The 19,478-nt window shown below is 70.1% G+C and carries 19 protein-coding genes and 1 tRNA gene; 6 read left to right on the top strand and 14 right to left on the bottom strand.

Features of this window, described 5'->3' with window-relative positions; all coding sequences use genetic code 11:
• Positions 1-58 precede the first annotated feature (58 nt).
• Complete coding sequence (locus JUB11_RS04800) at positions 59-1,255, top strand: histidine kinase dimerization/phosphoacceptor domain -containing protein (protein WP_207456611.1); 1,197 nt, start codon at positions 59-61, stop codon at positions 1,253-1,255.
• Positions 1,256-1,265: 10 nt separating this feature from the next.
• On the opposite strand, the gene JUB11_RS04795 is transcribed toward JUB11_RS04800, so the two are convergent.
• The 11 genes from JUB11_RS04795 to hisG form a co-directional block, all read right to left on the bottom strand.
• Positions 1,266-3,563, bottom strand: a complete 2,298-nt coding sequence (locus JUB11_RS04795) for a PAS domain S-box protein (protein WP_207456610.1) — start codon at positions 3,561-3,563, stop codon at positions 1,266-1,268.
• Between the two features lie 30 nt (positions 3,564-3,593).
• A complete protein-coding gene (locus tag JUB11_RS04790; RefSeq protein WP_207456609.1) occupies positions 3,594-3,980 on the bottom strand; it encodes a response regulator in 387 nt (128 codons plus the stop codon).
• 401 nt (positions 3,981-4,381) lie between these two features.
• Positions 4,382-4,457 (bottom strand) — tRNA-Phe (locus tag JUB11_RS04785).
• 199 nt (positions 4,458-4,656) lie between these two features.
• A complete protein-coding gene (yacG, locus tag JUB11_RS04780) occupies positions 4,657-4,854 on the bottom strand; it encodes a DNA gyrase inhibitor YacG (RefSeq protein ID WP_207456608.1) in 198 nt (65 codons plus the stop codon).
• Positions 4,851-6,098, bottom strand: coding sequence for a ribonuclease E/G (locus JUB11_RS04775; protein WP_247886844.1), 1,248 nt, complete (start codon positions 6,096-6,098; stop codon positions 4,851-4,853). Before JUB11_RS04775 ends, yacG begins: the two co-directional genes overlap by 4 nt.
• A complete protein-coding gene (locus JUB11_RS04770) occupies positions 6,095-6,700 on the bottom strand; it encodes a Maf family protein (protein WP_207456607.1) in 606 nt (201 codons plus the stop codon). Before JUB11_RS04770 ends, JUB11_RS04775 begins: the two co-directional genes overlap by 4 nt.
• Before the next feature lie 138 nt (positions 6,701-6,838).
• A complete protein-coding gene (locus tag JUB11_RS04765) occupies positions 6,839-7,981 on the bottom strand; it encodes a lytic transglycosylase domain-containing protein (protein WP_207456874.1) in 1,143 nt (380 codons plus the stop codon).
• 116 nt (positions 7,982-8,097) lie between these two features.
• Positions 8,098-8,559, bottom strand: a complete 462-nt coding sequence (locus JUB11_RS04760; protein WP_207456605.1) for a low molecular weight phosphatase family protein — start codon at positions 8,557-8,559, stop codon at positions 8,098-8,100.
• Positions 8,560-8,575: 16 nt separating this feature from the next.
• On the bottom strand, positions 8,576-9,055 hold the full coding sequence (locus JUB11_RS04755; protein ID WP_207456602.1) for a UPF0262 family protein: 480 nt from the start codon (positions 9,053-9,055) through the stop codon (positions 8,576-8,578).
• Positions 9,055-10,362 carry a histidinol dehydrogenase gene (gene hisD, locus JUB11_RS04750; RefSeq protein ID WP_207456601.1) on the bottom strand — a complete coding sequence of 436 codons (1,308 nt, stop codon included), beginning with the start codon at positions 10,360-10,362 and terminating at the stop codon, positions 9,055-9,057. The genes JUB11_RS04755 and hisD overlap by 1 nt, the downstream gene beginning before the upstream one ends.
• Positions 10,346-11,041: an ATP phosphoribosyltransferase gene (gene hisG / locus JUB11_RS04745; RefSeq protein WP_207456600.1), complete on the bottom strand. Its 696-nt coding sequence runs from the start codon at positions 11,039-11,041 to the stop codon at positions 10,346-10,348. The genes hisD and hisG overlap by 17 nt, the downstream gene beginning before the upstream one ends.
• Positions 11,042-11,243: 202 nt before the next feature.
• Here hisG and JUB11_RS04740 point away from each other — a divergent pair, with 202 nt between their 5' ends.
• From JUB11_RS04740 to JUB11_RS04725, 4 genes are all read left to right on the top strand, one after another.
• A complete protein-coding gene (locus tag JUB11_RS04740; protein ID WP_207456598.1) occupies positions 11,244-12,497 on the top strand; it encodes a multidrug effflux MFS transporter in 1,254 nt (417 codons plus the stop codon).
• A gap of 454 nt (positions 12,498-12,951) precedes the next feature.
• Positions 12,952-13,125, top strand: a complete 174-nt coding sequence (locus JUB11_RS04735; RefSeq protein ID WP_207456894.1) for a hypothetical protein — start codon at positions 12,952-12,954, stop codon at positions 13,123-13,125.
• A 102-nt stretch (positions 13,126-13,227) separates the two neighbouring features.
• Positions 13,228-13,500, top strand: coding sequence for a hypothetical protein (locus JUB11_RS04730; RefSeq protein ID WP_207456597.1), 273 nt, complete (start codon positions 13,228-13,230; stop codon positions 13,498-13,500).
• 313 nt (positions 13,501-13,813) lie between these two features.
• The gene (locus JUB11_RS04725; protein WP_207456596.1) at positions 13,814-14,014 is read left to right on the top strand and encodes a hypothetical protein; all 201 of its coding nucleotides are present in this window, start codon (positions 13,814-13,816) and stop codon (positions 14,012-14,014) included.
• Positions 14,015-14,068: 54 nt separating this feature from the next.
• Here JUB11_RS04725 and JUB11_RS32625 read toward each other — a convergent pair whose 3' ends face one another.
• Both JUB11_RS32625 and JUB11_RS04715 read right to left on the bottom strand, forming a co-directional pair.
• A complete protein-coding gene (locus JUB11_RS32625; protein WP_247886843.1) occupies positions 14,069-15,496 on the bottom strand; it encodes a BON domain-containing protein in 1,428 nt (475 codons plus the stop codon).
• Positions 15,497-15,772: 276 nt separating this feature from the next.
• Positions 15,773-17,179 (bottom strand): dipeptidase, encoded by a 1,407-nt coding sequence (locus JUB11_RS04715; RefSeq protein WP_207456595.1) that lies wholly within the window; start codon positions 17,177-17,179, stop codon positions 15,773-15,775.
• A gap of 189 nt (positions 17,180-17,368) precedes the next feature.
• On the opposite strand from JUB11_RS04715, the gene JUB11_RS04710 reads away from it, so the two are divergent.
• The gene (locus JUB11_RS04710) at positions 17,369-18,046 is read left to right on the top strand and encodes a dienelactone hydrolase family protein (protein ID WP_207456593.1); all 678 of its coding nucleotides are present in this window, start codon (positions 17,369-17,371) and stop codon (positions 18,044-18,046) included.
• Between the two features lie 104 nt (positions 18,047-18,150).
• Here the strand turns inward: JUB11_RS04710 and JUB11_RS04705 are convergent, their stop codons facing one another.
• Complete coding sequence (locus JUB11_RS04705; protein ID WP_207456591.1) at positions 18,151-19,278, bottom strand: NADH:flavin oxidoreductase/NADH oxidase; 1,128 nt, start codon at positions 19,276-19,278, stop codon at positions 18,151-18,153.
• Positions 19,279-19,478: the final 200 nt, after the last annotated feature.

The raw sequence follows: 19,478 nt of genomic DNA, 5'->3' as shown, positions 1-19,478 counted from the left end.
TGATGCCATAGCCGGGGCTCCGGGGAACAACCGCGCCCGCGCGGAGGTTTAGCCCGGCATGACCATGACGCCCGAAGACAGCCATCCGGGGCGCTCCGGGGAGGGCGCGGACGCCGCGCTGCTCGCCCGCCTGCTGCGCTACCAGGACATCCTGACGGATTTCAGCCGGCTCGCGGGCGACGCGAAGGACCTGGCCGGCCTGCGCCACCTCACCTGTCTCCAGGCCGCCCGCGGCACCGGCATCGGGCACGCCAAGCTCATGCGCTACCGGCCGGCGATCGGCGACCTGCTGATCGAGGCGGGCGTGGGCTGGAAGCCAGGAGTCGTCGGCAGCGTGACGCTGGGCGCCGACGTCGCCTCACTGTCCGGCCGCACCCTCATGACCCGCCTGCCCACGGTCGTCGACGACCTGCCGAACGACCCGGAATTCCGCTACTCCCCGATCCTCCGGGACCATGGCATCGTGTCCGCGCTCAACGTGCCGGTCACGGTGGCCGGTACCGTGTGGGGCGTGCTGGAGGTGGACAGCGAGACGCCGCGGCACTTCAGCGACGCCGACGTGAAGTTCCTGACCTCCATGGCCAACATACTGGGCATGGCGGTCCAGCACCGGCTCGCCGAAGCCCGGTCCGAGGACGCCGCCGCGCGGATGCTGCGCGAGACGGAGCAGCAGCGCACGCTGATGCGCGAACTCGTGCACCGGGACAAGAACGACTTCCAGATGATCATGGCGCTGCTGCTGATGCAGAAGCGCAAGCAGCGCGACGCGGAAGCCATCCGGGGCTTCGCCCATGTCATGGACCGGGTCTCCGCCATCAGCATGGCCCACGACCAGCTCGCCATGCGCCCCGACCAGCCGACCATCGACGTCGCGGCCTATCTGCAGGCCCTGTGCGGCAACCTGGAGCACCGCAGCGAGCATGTGCGGATCCGGCCGGCGCTGGTCAGCGCCGAACTGTCGCACGAGCGCGCGGTGTCGCTGGGCCTGATCACCAACGAGCTGGTGACCAACGCCATCAAGCACGCCTTTCCGGACGGCAAGGGGACGGTGCGGGTGGAGTTCACCACCGATCCCGCGGTCGGAGAGGGCTGCCTGACCGTCGCCGACGACGGGGTCGGCATGGGGCCGCCGCGTCCGGGCAGCTCGGGAATGCAGCTGACCAACGGCCTCGCACGCCAGATCGGCGGCACCATCGAGCGGATCCCGTCCGAGCGGGGAACGACCTTCCAGCTCCGTTTCCTGATGGTGAAGTAGGCGCCGGCTCTCAGCTCCCCGCACCCGGCGCGGCCAGCGGGAAGCGCACATGGGCGCGGCATCCCCGGTTCGGCGCCGTGTCGAATCCGATGGTGCCGCCGTGCAGCTGGACGATGGTCCGCACCACCGACAGGCCGAGCCCGGTGCCCTTGCCGACGTCCTTGGTCGTGAAGAAGGGGTCGAAGACGCGCTCCAGGACTCCCTCCTCCATGCCGCAGCCGTTGTCCGACACGACGAGGTCCACCCCGCCCCCGTCAGCCCGGACCTCCACCTCCACCCGGCCGTCGGGCATCCCCTCCAGCGCGTGGAGCGCGTTGGTGATCAGGTTGATGACCATCTGCTCGAGCTGGAGGGGATCGCCCGCGAGCGGAGGCACGGGCTCCAGACGGCTTGCCAGCCGCACCAAGGGCGGCAGGGTCGGACGGAGCAGGGTGAGGACCTTGCGCACGAGATCCGACAGGTCCAGGGCGGGGAGATTCGCGCCGGCCGGAGCGGAGAGGTTCTGGCCCGGCCCGCTCAAGCCTGACCCGCTCCAGCCCGGGCGCCGGCCACCGCTGAAGGCCAGCACCTGCCGCACGATGTCGCGCGCGGCCAGCGCGGAGCGGCGTATGTCGTCGAGATCCTCGCGCGTGTCCGGCGTGGCGTTCATCAGCAGCAGCTCGCTGAGCGCGAGGATCGGCTGCAAGCGGTTGTTGACCTCGTGCGCCACGCCGCCGGCCAGCGTCCCCAGCGCCTCCAGCCGGTGCCGTTGGGCGAGCTGCGCCTCCAGCTCGCGGCGCCGGCGTTCGGCTTCCACCCGGTCGGTCACATCGATCATGATGGCAAGGCCACCACCGACCCTCCCGTCCGCCTCGAGAATCGGGGTGTAATGGGCGTCGAAGAAGCCCTTCCGCCCGGTCCTCGGCATTTCATAGGGCTGTTCGCGCAGGCTGACGGCCTCGCCCGCCAAGGTGCGGCGGCGCGCCTCCTCAACCCGGTGGTCCGCGATGTCCGGGAACAGCTCGGCCGGGGTGCGGCCGATGGCCTCGCCCGCGGGCAGGCCGGTGATGGCCTGCATGGCCGGGTTCCACAGGGTGTAGCGCCCCTGCGCGTCGAAGGCCGAAATGCCGCGCGCCGCGTCCTTCAGAAGAAGCTCGATGAAGCGGCGCTTCCGCCGGAGGCTTTGCTCCACCTCCCGGCGCTCGGTGATGTCCTGGCTCACCCCGAAGAAGGCGATCACCTCGCCGCGCGCGTTGCGCTCGCACTGGGCGTTGCTCCAGATCACCAGATCCCGGCCGGCCTTGTCCCGGAAACGGTACTCGACCGCCTGCGGCCTGCCGTCCGCGGCGAGCCTTTCCAGCGCCGTGACGAGCAGCGGGCGGTCCTCGGGATGGACCCGGTCGAGCACCCAGCCGATGGTCGGCCGGAAGCTCCCGGGGTCGGCGCCGGCGATGGCGAAACTCTCGGGCGACCATTCCAGCTCGCTCATGCCCGCGCGCAGCCGCCACCAGCCGATCCGGGCGATCCGGTGCGCCCGGTGCAGGTCGCGCGCCTGCTCCGACAAGGCTTCCTGGCGGCGCCATTGCTCCGAGACGTCTTCCGTGACGCCGACGACCCGGCGCGCCCTCCCCGCGCCGTCGTCCAGAACCCGGGCGCGGACCCGCATGTGACGGATCGAACCGTCCCTGTGCCGCATGCGGACGGTGACCTCGAACCCCGGCGACGCCCCGGCCAGGGCGGCCTGGAAGCGGTCGTGGACCAGGGTCCGGTCCTCCTCGAGCACAAGATCCATGCAGGCGCCCAGCAGGTTCGGCAGTTCGCCGTCCCCGTAGCCGAGCTGCTCCTTCCAGCGCGGCGACAGCCATAGCTCGCCGGTGTCGGCGCTCCAGTCCCAGAGTGCGTCCGAGGTGCTTTCCAGCGCCAGTTCCAGAAGCTCGGACTTGCGGCGCAGGTTCTGCTCCGCCGCCACGCGCTCGCTGACGTCGGTCATGGTTCCGTAGGCGCCGACAGGCGTTCCGACTTCGTCGCACAGGCGGTCCGCGTGGACCTGGAACCAGAGAATCCGCCCGTCCCGTGCCCGGTACCGCGTTTCATGGCGGCTCGTCGCCTTCACCCCCTGCATCAGCCCATGCAGATGGAGACGGCAGGCATCCCGATCCTCCTCCAGCACGAAATCGAAGAAGGGACGGCCGAGGCTGTCTTGCCGGGCGTAACCCGTGATGCGTTCCCAGGCCGGATTCAGGTAGGTCCAGCGGCCCTCGGCATCGACCGTGCAGACGATCCCGTGGTGCTGCTCGACGAGGGTCCGGAAGAAGGCGGGGTCGGTCATGGGCCATGCCGGCGGGAGGGTATGGACGGCCTAACGGCCAAGCTTTGACGGTTCTATCCCGAGCGAGGCCAGGGCCGCACGCAGTTCTTCGATCTCGAAGGGCTTTTGAAGGAACAGGTCGGGGCCGGGCTCCTCCGGCGTGTCCGGCGCGCCTCCCGTGACGCGCGAGCCGCCGGACATGGCGATGACTCGCACGCCGCCGGCCTCCCGCCGAATCCGGGCAATCGCCGCCGCCCCGCTGATGCGCGGCATAAAGAGATCGACCAGCGCCAGCCGGATCCCCGCCGGCAGTTCCTCTAGCGCCGCGAACGCACCGTCGTCCAGCGCCAGCACGCCATAGCCGAGCCGCGTCAGCACGGCGCGCAAGGTCCGGCGGACCGCGGCGTCATCCTCGACGATCAGGATTTCCGGCGGCATGGGAACAGGCACCTCTGTGGTCGGTGGTCCAGCACGGACTGGAACAACAAATACAGTATTTTTGTGCCCTACCGAATAACATATTGGGGTATTCATACTAAAAATGTCCGGCCTTCGCCGCTCACCGCCCAACGGGCTCAGAGATTACTGGCCACAACGAACAAGAACGCACCGCGCCGACGCCAGCAGCTTGCCGCCCCCGCTGGCATGAACCACGCGATTTGAAGAATTGCTGATTTCACATGCCATTTGGCTGGGCGCGGCCCGCACACGCGGGCTGAAGCCCAAAGAAACTCCAGAAGGCAGCCAAGCCGGCAATCGAAGAGGAGGCGGGAAACTGCGCTTCGCGATCCCTAGGGACCTGCGCGCACTACGCTCTAAACATTTTTAAAAAGGGAGAATGGTGCCCAGGGACGGAGTCGAACCGCCGACACGGGGATTTTCAGTCCCCTGCTCTACCAACTGAGCTACCTGGGCGCCGGCGCTGCGGAGGAGGTGGGCGGTTCGCCCGGTGCAGCGCGGTGTGGGCGTGCTTATAGGCAAAAGCCGGGGGGCTGTCCAGCCTGAAAACGCATTTTTTGTGTCAGCCCCGTCAGAATTTTTCCGCCGTCGGAAAGCCCGGATTCCGGGCTCTGTTCCGGCGGCGGAACGGCTCGCGCGGAGCCCGCTCTTCCCGTCAATCCTCCTCGTCCGGGCGCGCGATGCCGGGGGCGGGCTCCGGTGTCTCGACACGGTAGACCTCGCCCAGCCAGCGCGACAGGTCCACGTCGGCGCAACGCTTGGAGCAGAAGGGGCGCAGGTCGGGGCTGGCGGGGCGGCTGCAGATCGGGCAGCGGGCGCCTGCCGGGTGGGTGTGCTTGGTCGTTTCGGTCATGGCGTGATTTTCGCGTCGTGGGCTTCGGGTGCTTCGGCGGCCGGCGCCAGCAGGTCGGCCAGCGCCGTGCCGCGCCGGGCGCGCGTCATCTCGACGAGCCCCAGCTTGGACATCCCGTATACTTGGGTCTGGGCGGGGTCATTCTCCACCGCCGCCGACAGGGCCATCAGCACGCGTTCGGATTCGCCCCGCGCGCGCATGTTCACGAAATCCACCACGACGATGCCGCCGACGTTGCGCAGGCGGAGCTGGCGGGCGATCTCGGGTGCCGCTTCCAGGTTGGCGTCCAATGGGTTTCCGCGCTCGCCCGCGTTGACGTCCACCACGGTCAGCGCCTCGGTGCGCTCGATCACCAGGGAGCCGCCGGCGGACAGCGGCACGCGCGTGCCCAGCAGACGGTCGATCTCCGCGTCGAGGTCGCGCAGGTCGAACAGGCGCGGCGGCCCGTCGTGCAGGACCAAGCGGCCGGCGAGGTCCGGCGCGTTCTCCCCGCACCAGCCCTCCAGGTCGCGGAGCAGCTCCTTGCCGTCCACGAGGATGCGGGCCGGGTTCGCGGCGCCATGTTCGATCAGTGCGCGGCGCGTGGCGTCGGGACCGGCCAGCAGCAGCGCGGGCGCTGGGGCGGACTCGGAAAGGGCGTGCAGCTTCCGCCAGGTCATCCGCAGTGCGTCGGCTTCCGCCGCGAGTTGATCGTCGGACGCGTCGGCGGCGCCCGCCCGCACGATCCAGCCCTGCCCGACCGTGACCGCCTGGACGCGCCGCGCCAACTCCGCCCGCGCCGGGCCGCTGCCCAGCCGCTTGGACACGGCGACGTTGTGGCCCAGGGGCGCGTGGACCAAGACGCGCCCGGGCAGGGTCACGTCCATGGTGAGGGACGGTCCCTTGGCCCCCACCGCGTCGGCCTTGACCTGCACGATCACGCTCTGGCCCGTGCGCAGCACGGTGCCGATCCGCTCCACCCGGCCCTTCGGCCCGCGCGCGTCGCCGGCGATCAGCAGGCCGGACTTGCCGGTGCCCAGATCGATGAAGGCGCCGTCCAGCCCCGTGGCGATGCGCTCCACCCGGCCCAGGAAGACCGAGCCGAGCAGCGACGGCCGGCCGGCGTTGTCGATGTACAGGTCGGTCAGCCGCCCGCCGGTCAGCACGGCGGCGCGGGTGAAGGGGCCGTCCCGGTCGACCAGGATTTCCGTATCGGCACCGGCCCGGCCCGGCCGGGACGCCGTGCCCATGGCAGGGGTCTTCATGGCAGGGGATAGCCGGCGCCGCGCAGCAGCGCGGACAGCTCGAACAGCGGCAGCCCGACGACGTTGCTGTAGGAGCCGCCGATGTAGCGGATCAGCCCGGCCGCCCGCCCCTGGATGGCGTAGCCGCCGGCCTTGCCCTGCCATTCGCCGGACGCGATGTAGGAGTCGATCTCCGCCCTCGCCAGCACCTTGAAGGTGACGTCGGTGCGCACGGTGCGCTCCAGCCGGCGCGGCGCCTCTCCGGCCGCGCCCGGGACCAGCAGCACCATGCCGCCGAACACGCGGTGGCGGCGGCCCGACAGCAGCTCCAGGCACTCGCGTGCCTGCGCCTCCGTCTCCGCCTTGGGCAGGATGCGCCGGCCGCAGGCGACCACCGTGTCGGCGGCCAGCACCAAGGCACCATCCTGCCGCGCCGCGACGGCGGCGGCCTTCTCCCCCGCCAAACGCAACGCGTGCAGGTTCGGCAGTTCGGCGGGGCGGGGCGTCTCGTCGATGTCGGCGGGATCGACGGCGTCCGGCACGATGCCGATCTGCCGCAGGAGGTCGAGCCGGCGCGGCGAAGCCGACGCCAGCACGAGGCGAGGCGCCACGGGACTGTTCATGAGCGGTCTGGTCTCTCAAGGATGCCGGTGATGATCGCGATGCGCCGCACGGCGCATGCGCGGCGAAACCTGACCATCCCCGCCCCCGCGGTCAAGGGCCTAACGGGCTCCGGGCCTAACCGGCTCCGCCTGCGCGGCTCAGTTCGCCGTAACGCCCCCATCCCCGTCCAGGATCCCATCCGGAACCCCATTCAGGCGGTCGCCGAGTGCGGCCGCGCGGAAGGCGCTGAACGGCGACGGCGCGCCGTCGAGCGTCTGCTTCGGCTGCATCGCCTGGCCGATGGCGGCGAACATGTCCTTCTGGTCCTGGTCCATCCGGCGGGTCAGCCGGGCAACCGTCTCCGCGGCGCTCAAGGCCCGGCCGGTCGCGCGGTCGTGGAACAGGTTGTGGTTCGACTTGGCCGCCGCCGGCAGGAGCGAGGCCGCGCTGGCACCCGGCGTCGTCTCGGCGGCGCGGATCAGCTTCGCCGCGCCGCCCGCCCCCATCACATAGGCGATGCGGCTTTCCGTCTCGGTCACCGGCCGCTTCAGCCGCTTCTCCAGCCGCTCGCGCCCTTCCGCCAGATACCGCGCGGCCATGCCCGCCGACACGTCGATGTCCTGGCGCAGTTCCAGGATCTTGCGGCGCACCGCCGGATCCTTCACCGAGGGGATGCCGTTGCGGCTCTGGATCTGGCCGGCCAGCTCGGCATGGCCGTAGGCGGCGCCATGGCGGCGGAACAGGTCCAGCCAGGTGCGTTCCAGGAACTGGAAGGCACCGGTCGCCGAACTGCTGCGGTTGCGCGCCGCCGGATTCAGGCCGCTTTCCTGCGAGGCCTGGGCCAGGATCGCCGCGTAGCTGTGGCCGGACAGCCCCGCCACCCGCTGCGAAGCGAGCACGAGCCGCTCCGCGTGGCCGGAAGCGTCGGATTTCAGGGCGGCGAGCGCGGGCGTGGAGGGCAAGCCGGCGGGGGGAGCCTCCGGTTTGCGGCCGGGCAGCGGGACCTCGCTCCCGTCCGCGAGCAGCATCGGTGCCGCCGGCTTGCGGCCCGGAAGGGGAACCAGCGTGCCGTCGGCGAGCCGCATCGGCGGCTCCGGCTTGCGCGCGGGCGGAGGGGGTGCGGTCTGACCGTTCTCCAGCCGGCCCACCGGAACGGGCCTGGCCTGGGCGAGGAGATCCCGGAAGGCGGAGGCGTCCGCGTTCCCGCCCGGAGCGGCGCCGGGGCCGGGGCCGGACGGCGCCGCCGGTGGCTCCGGCTTGCGCAGGGGCACGGTAACGGACGAGGACTGCACACCCTTCATGGTCACCTGCCGGCACCGCGGAACGAACGAAGGTGCTTTGTAGCACGCATAGGTTAAATTTGCTTAATGGGCTCTAAAATCACACGACCCGCGACGGCGGTCACATATCGGCGCCGTCACACCGTCGGCCCGCGCGACAGCGGGAAGCGTTCCTTGATGCGGTTCATCAGCCCGTCGCGCACCTGCCGGTAGGCGTCCAGCATGACGTCGCGGCTGCCGTCGATGATGGTCGGGTCGAAGGTGTTCCAGAACTCGACCTCGCAGGCCATGGTGCGGGTCATCTCGATGGCTCTGTGCTGGGCTTCCGGCGACAGGGAGATGATCAGGTCGTAGCTGGTGTCCTCCAGGTCGGCGAAGGTCTTGCAGCGGTGGCGGGTCAGGTCGATGCCGATCTCCTCCATCACCGCGACGGCGAAGCCGTCCACCTCGTCGCCCTCGCGCACGCCGACCGAATCCACATAAACCGTCCGCCCGTGGAAATGCTTCATGATCGACTCCGCCATGGGCGAGCGGATCATGTTGTGCGTGCAGGCGAAGAGCACGCTCGTCACGGGGAGCGGCTGGATCACCGGGGACATGCGCCGGCCGGACCCGTCAGCCGCGGATGTGAAGGACGCAGAGCAGCGTGAACAGCCGGCGCGCGGTCTGAAGATCCATTTCGATCTTGCCGGCCAGCCGTTCCCGCAGCATCTCCGACCCTTCGTTGTGCAGGCCGCGCCGTCCCATGTCGATGGCCTCGATCTGGGACGGGGAGGCGCGCCGGATGGCGTTGTAGTAACTCTCGCAGATCAGGAAATAATCCCGCACCACCGACCGGAAGCCGGTGATCGGCAGCGACACCTTGTCCAGCGGACTGCCGTCCTGCCGCCGGATGTCGAAGACGAGCCGGTTGTCCTCGATGGACAGGTGCAGATGGTAGGGCCCGTCATCGGCGAAGTCGCAGGGGCAGAACTCGTTGTCCTCCAGCAGGTCGAAGATCGCCACGGCGCGCTCGTGCTCGACCTCCGGCTTGCGCCGGACGACGGTCTTCTCGTCCAGGACGACATGCACGATGCGCTGCGACTCCTTCCTCATCAGGCGGCGTCTCCTCCGCCGATGCGGACGGCGACCGACAGGGCATGGGCGTCCAGCCCCTCCGCCCGCGCCAGCGTCACGGCGGCCGGGCCGATGGCCCGCAGGCTTTCCACGTCGCAGGCGACGAAGGTCGTCCGCTTCATGAAGTCCAGGACGTTCAGGCCGGAAGAGAATCGCGCGCTGCGCGCCGTCGGCAGCACATGGTTCGGCCCGGCGACATAATCGCCGATGGCCTCCGGCGTGAAGCGGCCGAGGAAGATGGCACCCGCGTTGCGCACCCGCGCGGCCAGGGCGTCGGGATCGTCCACGGCCAGTTCCAGATGCTCCGGCGCCAGCCGGTCGATCAGCGCCGGGGCGTCCGCCATCAGGTCGCGGACCAGGATGACCGCGCCGTGCTCGCGCCAGCTTTCCCCGGCGATCGCGCTGCGGGGAAGCGTTTCCAGATGCTTGTCCACGGCGGCCGACACGGCGTCGGCGAAGCCGGCGTCGTCGGTGATCAGGATCGACTGGGCCGAGCTGTCGTGTTCCGCCTGGCTCAGCAGGTCGATGGCGATCCAGGACGGGTCGTTGTTCCGGTCGGCGACAACCAGGATCTCCGACGGGCCGGCGATGCTGTCGATGCCGACCGTGCCGTAGACCTGCCGCTTGGCCGCGGCGACGAAGGCGTTGCCGGGGCCGACGATCTTGTCCACGGGCCGGATCGTCGCCGTGCCGTAGGCGAGTGCCGCGACCGCCTGCGCGCCGCCGACGCGGTAGATCTCGGTGATGCCGGCGCGCCGGGCGGCCGCCAGCACCAGCGGGTTGATCGCCCCGTCGGGGGTGGGCACGACCATGACGATCCGCTCGACCCCGGCCACCTTGGCCGGCATCGCGTTCATCAGCACCGAGCTGGGATAGGCCGCCGTGCCGCCGGGCACATAGAGGCCCGCGGCGCCGACCGCCGTCCAGCGCGCGCCGAGCCGCACGCCCTGGGCGTCGCGGTAATCCATCACGTCCGGCACCTGGCGGCGGTGGAAGTCCTCGATCCGCTCGGCGGCGAGGTTCAAGGCGGCGAGCTGGTCGGCGGGGCATTTCGCCAGAGCCGCCTCGACCTCCTCGTCCCGGATGCGCAGCGTGTCCGCGGTCAGGGTCTGGCGGTCCCAGCGGGCTGTGTACTCGATCAGCGCCTCGTCCCCGCGCAGCCGCACGTTGGACAGAACCTCGGCGACCAGCGCCTGGACGTCCTCGCTGACCTCCCGCTTGGAGTGGAGAAGCCGGTCGAACGCCTGTTCGAAGCGGGGGTCCTGGACATCAAGCCTGACGGGCATTCACGGCCTCCCGGAAACGGTCGATCCAGAGGGAAATTTCCTCGGGCCGCGTCTTGAAGGCGGCCCGGTTCACGATGAGGCGCGAGGTCACGTCGGCGATGTGCTCCACCTCGACCAGCCCGTTGGCCTTCAGGGTCGAGCCGGTGGAGACGAGATCGACGATGCGGCGGCACAGGCCCAGCGTCGGCGCCAGCTCCATGGCGCCGTTCAGCTTCACGCATTCCGCCTGCACGCCCCGCGCGGCGAAATGGCGCCTGGTCACCTCCGGGTATTTGGTGGCGACGCGGACGTGGCTCCAGCGCGACGGATCGTCGGTCTCGCCCATCTCGACCGGCTCGGCGACCGACAGGCGGCACTTGCCGATGCCCAGGTCGAGCGGGGCATAGATCTCCGGATAGTCGAATTCCATCAGCACGTCGTTGCCGGCGACGCCGAGATGCGCCGCGCCGAAGGCGACGAAGGTGGCCACGTCGAAGGAGCGCACCCGGATGATGCTCAGATTCGGGACGTTGGTCGCGAAGCGCAGGAGCCGGCTGTTCTCGTCGTCGAAGGCGGCCTCCGGCTCGATGCCGGCATGCTTCAGCAGCGGCCGCAGCTCCTTCAGGATGCGGCCCTTGGGCAAGGCGAGCACCAGGTTGTCGTCTCCCGGCGCGCCAAGGGCGCGGGTGTCGGCGGGCAAAACACTCTCCTCGGCTGATCCGCTGGGCGGATTGATACCACATTCCATGCCGCCGTCACGGTCTTACAGACGCGGGGACCCATGCGGCGCGCGGAAATCCGTCCTGCGCGGTGCCTCTTGCGCCGCAGTGCCCGGCGGCGCGCATGTCAGGGCGGCGCAGCTTCGGCTTGCCGCCGTCACGGGACCGGACCAATTTCGGCCCATGCAGAACACCCGATCCCCCGCCCCGGCGGCAAGCCCCATCGGCTTCGCCGAATTCGTCGCGCTGATGGCCCTGCTGATGGGAATCACGGCGCTGTCCATCGACATCATGCTGGTGGCACTGCCGGACATCGCGCAGAGCTACGCGGTGGCCGAGCCGAACCAGCGCCAGCTGCTCGTCACCGCCTACCTCGCCGGGTTCGCGGCGGGGCAGCCCTTCCACGGGCCGCTGTCGGACCGGTTCGGGCGCAAGCCGGTGCTGATCGCCGGCCTGCTGCTCTTCACGCTGGGCTCGCTGGCGGCGACGCTGGCGCCGAGCTACGAATGGCTTCTGACCGCGCGCGCCCTGCAGGGGCTGGGCGCCGCCGCCCCCCGCGTCGTCGCCATCGCCATCGTGCGCGACCGCTTCGCCGGGCGCGACATGGCGCGGGTCATGTCCTTCGTGATGATGGTGTTCATCATCGTGCCGGTGCTGGCCCCGCTGGTGGGCGAGGGCATCGTCCATGTCGGATCCTGGCCCTGGATCTTCGCCTTCCTGTTCCTGGCGGCGGTGGCGGCACTCGCCTGGGCCGCCCTGCGCCTGCCGGAGACACGGCCCAGGGAGAAGCGCACCCCGCTTTCCGGGCCGGCACTCGCCTCGGCCTTCGGCAAGGTCGCCACCACCCGCCAGGCGATCGGCTACACCATCGCCATGGGATTCATGTTCGGCGGGCTGATGGGCTACATCGGCAGCGCGCAGCAGGTCTTCGTGGACGTGTACGGGCTGGGAGCCCTGTTCCCGGTGGTGTTCGGCGGGATCGCGCTGGCGATGGCCGCCGCCTCGCTCACCAACGCGCGGCTGGTCGGCCGCATCGGGATGCGTCGGGTGTCGCACATGGCGCTGCTCGCCTATGTGCTGGCGGGCGCCCTGCTGGCCGGCATCGGCTTCGTCCAGGACCCGCCGCTCTGGGTGCTGGTGCTGTTCCTGGCCGCGCAGTTCTACTGCTTCGGCCTGATCGCGCCGAATTTCAACGCGCTCGCCATGGAGCCGCTGGGCGAGGTGGCGGGCATGGCATCCTCCTTCATCGGCTTCTACACGACGGCCGCCGGGGCCTTCTTCGGCTGGGTCGTCGGGCAGGCCTTCGACGGCACGACCCACCCGCTGACGCTGGGCTTCGTGGCCTTCGGGGTGCTGGCCCTCCTCACCGTCCTGAAGGTCGAGGGCGGCCGGCTGATGCTGTCCTCAGGCGGGCAGGAGGGTGTCCGGAAAGCCTGATTTCCCACGGCACCCGACGGTCCGGCCCGCCGGGAAGCCCCCTGCCCCACCCCTCTTTGCGGATATCCCCAGAGTCTGTGGGTAACTCTGTGGGCGAATCAGAGAGCAACCTGTTAGGGGTGGGGCAAATGCAACTGATCGACGGATTTGCCTAAATTTCGGGCACACACCGAGGGGCCGAAAAGCGCGGAACTCCTGCCCTTTCGGGCGTTGTGCAATGCCGATGAAACACAATGGCAACACGGCACGAGTCAAGGCCCCGGCTCATGCCGCTGTGCACAACTCGGTGCGGTGCGGCCTATCCGCACCGCTTTCGGGCCGGGAGCCTTACTCCGTAAGGGCTAGACCCTTCTTGTCCGATCCGGAAGGCTTGTCATTCAGCAGCCGTTAACCAATGGGGCCGCATTCTGCCGCCACGCATCCGATGCGGCAGATCCCCTCGCGGCAGAGCCCCATGACCCACGGCATTCCCACGATCCATCCTCCGGTGTTCCTCCGCACGCTGGCGCCCGAGCCGCTGGAGATCATGGAACGCAAGCTGCGGGGCCTTCCGCGCGTGGCGGTCTGGGCCGTGGCCACGGTGGCTCCCTGGCTGGTCATCTTCCAGCTCTCCAAGATGGTGTTCTGAGCGGCCCTGCGCTCCCCCATCCGTTCTTCGAAGGCTCCGTTCCGGGAACTCCACGGCGGCCATGCCGGTTGCCGTTGCGAAGACGGACATGAGGAGCCTTCCATGGCGAACGAAACCCACAAGGAACCGCAGCGCCCCGGCCGCACGCCGGGCGTGCGCGACACGGGCATAGACGAAAGCGTCGCCCGCCGGAACGGCGACCGGTCCCAGTCCGACGATGTGCGGACCGGGATCTCCGAACGGCTCCAGGCGCAGAAGGAAGGTCGCCACATCCCGGCGACCGATCCGGACGGCAAGCCCTATGGGCATGACTGGGACCCGGACAGCCATGAAAAGGGCCGGGCGCGGACCGGCGGCCCCGGCAACGAGATCTGAGCCACGACATCCGCCGGACGCCGTCCGACGATAGCAAAAAAGGCCACCGGGCGGCACGCCGCCGGGTGGCCTTTTTCATGCCGCGTCCAGCGATTCCAAGACCGGCCTCAGTCCGTCATGCGTTCGTCATTTTCAATTCACGCAATCTTCCGCAAACCTACCTTGTTCCGCCGGCCGCCGTCGAAGTAGAAAGGCGCCGCACGCCAAGGGAAGGACGCCGCCCCAGGAAGATGGCAAGCGGCCGATCCCAGAACAGCGACAACCCGTTTTTTGAAAACCCGCGCCCGGATGCCGCGGCCGGGGGAGTTTTGCCATGAGCCAGTCGAACGCCTTCGCCATCGAAGTCCAGGGACGCACCGCCGGCATCGTGGTCGCCGAGCGGGGCGGCTACACCTTCTTCGCGTCGGACTGGACCTTCCGGGATCTGGACCGCCGCGTCTTCCGCTACGTCGACCAGGCGGAGCGGGCGGCCCAACAGCTCCTGACCCGGCGGCCGGACACGCCGCGCCACTGACCGTACACGGGACGGGGCGGGCGGCGGATCGCCGTTCCGCCCCGCCTGCCGCCGTCAGGACTGGTCGGTCGTCCTGCTTCCGGACACGTCGCCCAGCCCCAGTGCGGCGATGTTCATGCCGCCCCCGCTGACGCTGCCGCTGCCCGTCGTGCTGCCGGCCGAGGTGGCGCCAGATGCAGCGCCACCGGACGCGCTGCCCTGCGTGCCGCCCGTCGTGCCGGCCCCCGTCATACCGGCCATCGCCGATGCGCCCGCGCCCGTCCCGGCGGAGCCTCCCTGCTGACGGTTCTCCTGACCGCCCACACGCAGGTTGTTCTGCACATGGCGGACGCCGGGCACCGATTCCGCGATGTCTTCCGCCCGGCGCTTGACCATGCGGTGATCGACGGTGCCGGTCAGCGTGACCTCACCCCCGGACACCGTGATATCGATGTCGGACGCATCCACATAGGCATCATCGGCGAGCCGGTCGCTGACATCCTCCCGGATGCGCTCGTCCGACCGGCTGTAGCCGCGCGGCCCGCGCCCGCGATGCTGGGCGGCGCGGCGCTCGTCCTCCCGGCGGTACTGGCCGGCATCGTCGAGCCCGAACCAGGAGGCGACCTCGTTGCCGGCCCGTTCGAGCCAGCCGCGGCCCTGGCCGGAACCGCGGGACTCGGAACCGCGATCCTCACGATGGCGGCCTTCGTGATGGCGGCCTTGGTGATGACGGTCATCCCTGTCGTGGGACCGGCCTTGCTCCCACCCGCGCCCGGACCGGTCCCCCTCGCCGAATCCGCCCGTCCGGCCCTCGCCGCGCGAACGGCCGAACACCCGTTCCTCGCCGAAACGGTGGTCGCCGTAGCGCTGGTCGTTCCGGCCGCCGTCAAAGCCACGGCCCTCCTCGAAACGGCCCTCATAGCCGCGGTTCTCATGGGAACGGCTGTCATAGGCCCTCGCGCCGTGCGAGCGGTCGCCATAGCCGCGCTCGTCACGATCCCGGCTGCCGTAGCCACGATTGGCGAAGTCGCGGTTGCCGTATTCACGCGAGCCGTAATCCCGGCCCATGCGCTCCTCCCGGCCGTATCCGGCCCCGCCCCGGCCGCCCACTCCGCTGGACCCGGTGCGTCCGGCATAGCCGCCGAAATCCTGGCCATAATCCATGTCGCGGCCAGCGCGCCAGAAATCCTGGTCGCCACGGTCCCGGCCCTGGTGGCCGCCCTGCCAGTCCGCCATGCGCCGCCCGCCGGCATCCTGCCCGCCGCGCTCGTCCTCGCGGTCATAGGCGCCACGCCCGTAATCGCCACGCCCGTAGCCTTCGGTGAAGGCGCCGTAGCCGCCGTAGGAGAAGCCGGGATCCTGCCCGCGCATGCGGTCGCCCGGTTCGCGCTCGTCGTACCCTTCATGCTGCTGATACCGGGGGCTGCCGCCCTCGCCGGACCGGCGGTCCCGGTCCCGCCAGTCTCGGAATTCGTTCCTCCGGCGGTTCTCGTAATCGGCCATGGTTGGGACTCCTGGTCGTTGTTGGCGCCGCCGCGCGCTGGATTTCCCACAAAGGGCTCCGTACGGAGGCCCCTTCCGGCGGCATTGCCAAGGCAAACAGGAGGCAGAGGCGGAGTTCACGGCTTCCGCCGCGCGATACCCCATATTCGGATTTCGGGCGGCTCCGTCACGGAACGCGTGGATGGGCCGGGATCCATCGAGGGCTGGCCGTTATGGAACTCGCCGTCCGGCCAAGCCTCGGCCCGACCGGACGGCGTTGCGCTCAGCGTCGCCCCATCACCCCTTCAGCGCCGCGAAGCGCGCCAGGATGGCGGCGTGGGAGCGGATGCCGTTGTGGAGGCACTTCAGTTCGAACTTCTCGTTGGGGGAGTGGATGCGGTCGTCCTCCAGCCCGAAGCCGACGAAGATGGAATCGAAGCCCAGCGCCTCGCGGATGTAGCCGCCGACGGGGATCGAGCCGCCCATGCCGATCAGCACCGGCTTGTTGGTGTAGACCTCGCCCAGCCCGTCCAGCGCGGCGCGCAGGTAGGGGCTGTCGGTCGGCACCTGGATGCCGGGGGAGGCGCCGAAGGTCTGGATCTCCCAGCGGGCGTCGGGCGGGGTGTGCGCGTCGAGGAAGGCCTTGAGCCCGGCCAGGACCTTCTGCGGGTCCTGGGCCGGCACGAGGCGGCAGGACAGCTTGGCCGAGGCCTTGGCGGCGATGACGGTCTTGGCGCCGGCGCCAGTGTAGCCGCCCCAGATGCCGTTGATGTCGCAGGTTGGCCGCACCCACAGCCGCTCCGGCGCGCTGCGCCCGGCCTCGCCGGTCGGGGTCTTCAGCCCGACGCCGGCAAGGAAGGCGGCCTCGTCGAAGCCCAGCGTCTCCCACATGGCCTTCTCCTCCGCCGTGGCCTCGGCCACGTCGTCGTAGAAGCCGGGGATCTGGACGCGTCCCTGATCGTCGTGGAGCTGGCCGAGGATGCGGGTCAGCGCGTTGATCGGGTTCAGCACCGCCCCGCCGAACAGGCCTGAATGCAGGTCGTGGCTGGGGCCGTGCAGGGTCACCTCGGCGTAGAGCAGGCCGCGCAGCCGGGTGGTGATGGCCGGCGTGTCGATGTTCCAGCTGTTGGTGTCGGTGATAACGCAGACATCGGCCTTCAGCTCGTCGGCGTTGGCCTTCAGGAAGGACAGCAGGCTCGGGCTGCCCGTCTCCTCCTCGCCCTCCAGCAGGACGGTCACGCGGATCGGGAGCGTGCCGTGGACGGCGTGCCAGGCGCGGAAGGCCTCCAGGAAGGTCATGACCTGGCCCTTGTCGTCCACGGCGCCGCGCGCCACGATCCGGCGGCCATGCTCGGCCTCGACGATGGCCGGCTCGAAGGGCGGGCTGTTCCACAGCTCCAGCGGCTCGGCCGGCTGGACGTCGAAATGGCCGTAATAGAGCACGTGCGGGACGTCGTCCCCGCCGGGGCCGGGGTGATGGGCGACGACGGCCGGCTGCGTCCCCGTCTCCCGCACCGAGGCGGTGAAGCCGAGCGCGCTCAGCTCGCCCACCAGCCAGTCGGCGGCGCGGCGCACGTCCTTGGCGTAGGCCGGGTCGGTGCTGACGCTCGGGATGCGCAGCAGCTCGCACAGGCGGGAGACCGACTCCTCGAAGCGGCTGTCCACTTCCTGGAGGACGGGATCTACGGAAAAAGCGCTGCTCATGGCGGCAAGCCTTCATGCACTTGGAATCGGGTGCGGCATTTAACCCCAGCGCAACGACCGCGCCAACCCGCCCCGTGCGTCAGCAGGCCTGACCGAATGGAGGGTTGCGCGCCGGCCCGCAAGGATGGAGGCTGCCGGCCCAAGAAAGCCCCTACAGCAGCCCACTATAGCAGACATCGGGAGATGACCATGGCAGGACAGTCCGCCGGCGACTGGCTCGAACTGACCGCGACGGACGGTCACGGGCTCGCCGCCTACCAGACCGGCCCGCGGGAGGGCGCGCGCGGCGCGCTGGTGATCGTGCAGGAGATCTTCGGGGTCAACAGCCACATCCGCGGGGTGTGCGACGCCTACGCCGCCGAGGGCTTCCGGGTCATCGCGCCCGCGCTGTTCGACCGCGTCGAGCGCAAGCTCGAGCTGGGCTACGGCGACGACGGCGTGAAGCGGGGCATCGCGCTGAAGCAGGCGATCCCCGACGAACAGGCCCTTCTCGACATCGCCGCCGCCCTGGATGCGCTGGGCGGGGCCGGCGAGGCGGCGGTGATGGGTTATTGCTGGGGCGGCTCGCTAGCCTGGCGGGCGGCGTCGGCGCTGCGCCCACGCGCCGCCATCGGCTATTACGGCGGCGGCATCGGCCAGCATCTGGATGAGGCGCCGGGCTGCCCGACCCTGCTGCATTTCGGCGAGAAGGACCACGCGATCCCGCTGTCGGTGGCGGAAGGCGTGCGCGCCCGCCATCCGTCCGTCCCCTGTCACATCTACCCGGCCGGCCACGGGTTCAACTGCGACGAACGCGGCAGCTATGACGCGGAGAGCGCGCGGATCGCCAGGGAGCGTACGCTGGGCTTCCTGCGGGCGGTGTTCTGATACGACTTTCATGAAGTCCTGACCTGTGGTCAGGACTTCCGCGCCCGGCGTGGGAGGGACAAAAGACAAGCCGGGTGCCGGTGACCGGCACCCTCTCTCCAGCATCACTCCGCCGCTTCGCCCCACTGGGCCTGGGCGCTCTCCTGCCAGCGCGGGGAGATGGCGTAGCCGTACTGTTTGGGCAGCGGCACCTCGACGCCCAGTTCGCGGGCGGCGCGCTGAGGCCAGCGCGGGTCCTCCAGGAACTTGCGGGCCAGGGCCACGAGGTCGGCGGCCCCTTCCTGGAGCACACGCTCCGCGTCCGCCGGGTTGGTCAGCAGTCCGACGGTGATCACGGGGATCGAGACGGCGGCTCGGATGCGCCGCGCGAAGCCGACCTGATAACCGGGCGCTATGGGAATGCGCGCGTGCGGGACGAGGCCGCCGCCCGACACGTGGATGTAGGCCGCACCCCGCGCCTCCAGCTCGCGGGAGAAGGCGATCGCCTCCTCCACCGACCAGCCGCCCTCGGCGAAGTCCGTGGCCGACAGCCGCACCCCGACCGGAACGGAGGCCGGTGCGGCGGCGCGCATCGCCTCGAACACCTCCAGCGGATAGCGCATCCGGTTTTCCAGGCTGCCGCCATATCGGTCCTCGCGCCGGTTCGACAGCGGGGAGAGGAACTGGTGCATCAGGTAGCCGTGCGCGGCGTGCATCTCGATCACCGCGAAGCCGGCGCGGACGGCGCGCCGGGTGGCCTCGGCGAAGTCTTCGCGCGTGCGGGCGAGCCCCTCCGCGTCGAGTGCCGACGGGGTGCCGTACCCGTCGGCGAAGGGCACGGCCGAGGCCGACACCGTGGGCCAGGCGCCTTCCTCCACCGAGGCCGGCCCGCCGCCGACCCAGGGTGCCCGTGTTGCGGCCTTGCGCCCGGCATGGGCGAGCTGGATGCCGATCGAGCCGACGCCGTTCTCCTTGTGGAACGCGACGATGCGGGCGAAGGCCTTTTCCTGCTCGTCGTTCCAGAGGCCGGTATCATGCGGGGTGATGCGGCCTTCCGCGTTCACGCCGGTCGCCTCGACCAGGGTCAGCCCGGCCCCGCCCAACGCGAACTGGCCGAGATGAACCATGTGCCAGTCGTTCGGCACGCCGTTCACGGCGCTGTACTGGCACATCGGCCCCACGACGATCCGGTTCGGCAGCTCGACGCCGCCCAGGGTGAAAGGCTGGAACAACTTGATATCGGATGCGGTCATCGTCTCGTCCCTGAAGGTCGCCTGAAAAGCGGCGGAATGCGCGGGGACAGCCGCCCGGCAGCGGATCCGCTGCCAAGCGCGCCCGGCTTTCCCGACGAGATGATATGGAATGGCCGCCGCGCATTGCACCGGGCCGGCGGGCGGAGGGGCGCCATGCGCCTCCTGCAACGCTCAAGCCCGCGCTGAGCGGTGACCCTTCT

The sequence above is a fragment of the Azospirillum sp. SYSU D00513 genome (assembly GCF_017356015.1).
Classification (GTDB): domain Bacteria; phylum Pseudomonadota; class Alphaproteobacteria; order Azospirillales; family Azospirillaceae; genus Azospirillum.
The sequence above is the reverse complement of the archived record's forward strand: the minus strand, read 5'-3'. Positions and strand labels throughout refer to the sequence as shown.

Excerpts from the sequence above, each read along its gene's own strand:
- JUB11_RS04740 (WP_207456598.1), top strand. The coding sequence starts at position 11,244 with ATGCAGAACACCCGATCCCCCGCCCCGGCGGCAAGCCCCATCGGCTTC.
- JUB11_RS04735 (WP_207456894.1), top strand. The coding sequence starts at position 12,952 with ATGACCCACGGCATTCCCACGATCCATCCTCCGGTGTTCCTCCGCACG.
- JUB11_RS04760 (WP_207456605.1), bottom strand. The coding sequence starts at position 8,559 with ATGTCCCCGGTGATCCAGCCGCTCCCCGTGACGAGCGTGCTCTTCGCC.
- JUB11_RS04770 (WP_207456607.1), bottom strand. The coding sequence starts at position 6,700 with ATGAACAGTCCCGTGGCGCCTCGCCTCGTGCTGGCGTCGGCTTCGCCG.
- JUB11_RS04705 (WP_207456591.1), bottom strand. The coding sequence starts at position 19,278 with ATGACCGCATCCGATATCAAGTTGTTCCAGCCTTTCACCCTGGGCGGC.
- JUB11_RS04715 (WP_207456595.1), bottom strand. The coding sequence starts at position 17,179 with ATGAGCAGCGCTTTTTCCGTAGATCCCGTCCTCCAGGAAGTGGACAGC.
- JUB11_RS04800 (WP_207456611.1), top strand. The coding sequence starts at position 59 with ATGACCATGACGCCCGAAGACAGCCATCCGGGGCGCTCCGGGGAGGGC.
- JUB11_RS04790 (WP_207456609.1), bottom strand. The coding sequence starts at position 3,980 with ATGCCGCCGGAAATCCTGATCGTCGAGGATGACGCCGCGGTCCGCCGG.
- hisD (WP_207456601.1), bottom strand. The coding sequence starts at position 10,362 with ATGCCCGTCAGGCTTGATGTCCAGGACCCCCGCTTCGAACAGGCGTTC.
- JUB11_RS04725 (WP_207456596.1), top strand. The coding sequence starts at position 13,814 with ATGAGCCAGTCGAACGCCTTCGCCATCGAAGTCCAGGGACGCACCGCC.
- JUB11_RS04775 (WP_247886844.1), bottom strand. The coding sequence starts at position 6,098 with ATGAAGACCCCTGCCATGGGCACGGCGTCCCGGCCGGGCCGGGCCGGT.
- yacG (WP_207456608.1), bottom strand. The coding sequence starts at position 4,854 with ATGACCGAAACGACCAAGCACACCCACCCGGCAGGCGCCCGCTGCCCG.
- JUB11_RS04795 (WP_207456610.1), bottom strand. The coding sequence starts at position 3,563 with ATGACCGACCCCGCCTTCTTCCGGACCCTCGTCGAGCAGCACCACGGG.
- JUB11_RS04755 (WP_207456602.1), bottom strand. The coding sequence starts at position 9,055 with ATGAGGAAGGAGTCGCAGCGCATCGTGCATGTCGTCCTGGACGAGAAG.
- JUB11_RS04730 (WP_207456597.1), top strand. The coding sequence starts at position 13,228 with ATGGCGAACGAAACCCACAAGGAACCGCAGCGCCCCGGCCGCACGCCG.
- JUB11_RS32625 (WP_247886843.1), bottom strand. The coding sequence starts at position 15,496 with ATGGCCGATTACGAGAACCGCCGGAGGAACGAATTCCGAGACTGGCGG.
- JUB11_RS04765 (WP_207456874.1), bottom strand. The coding sequence starts at position 7,981 with ATGAAGGGTGTGCAGTCCTCGTCCGTTACCGTGCCCCTGCGCAAGCCG.
- JUB11_RS04710 (WP_207456593.1), top strand. The coding sequence starts at position 17,369 with ATGGCAGGACAGTCCGCCGGCGACTGGCTCGAACTGACCGCGACGGAC.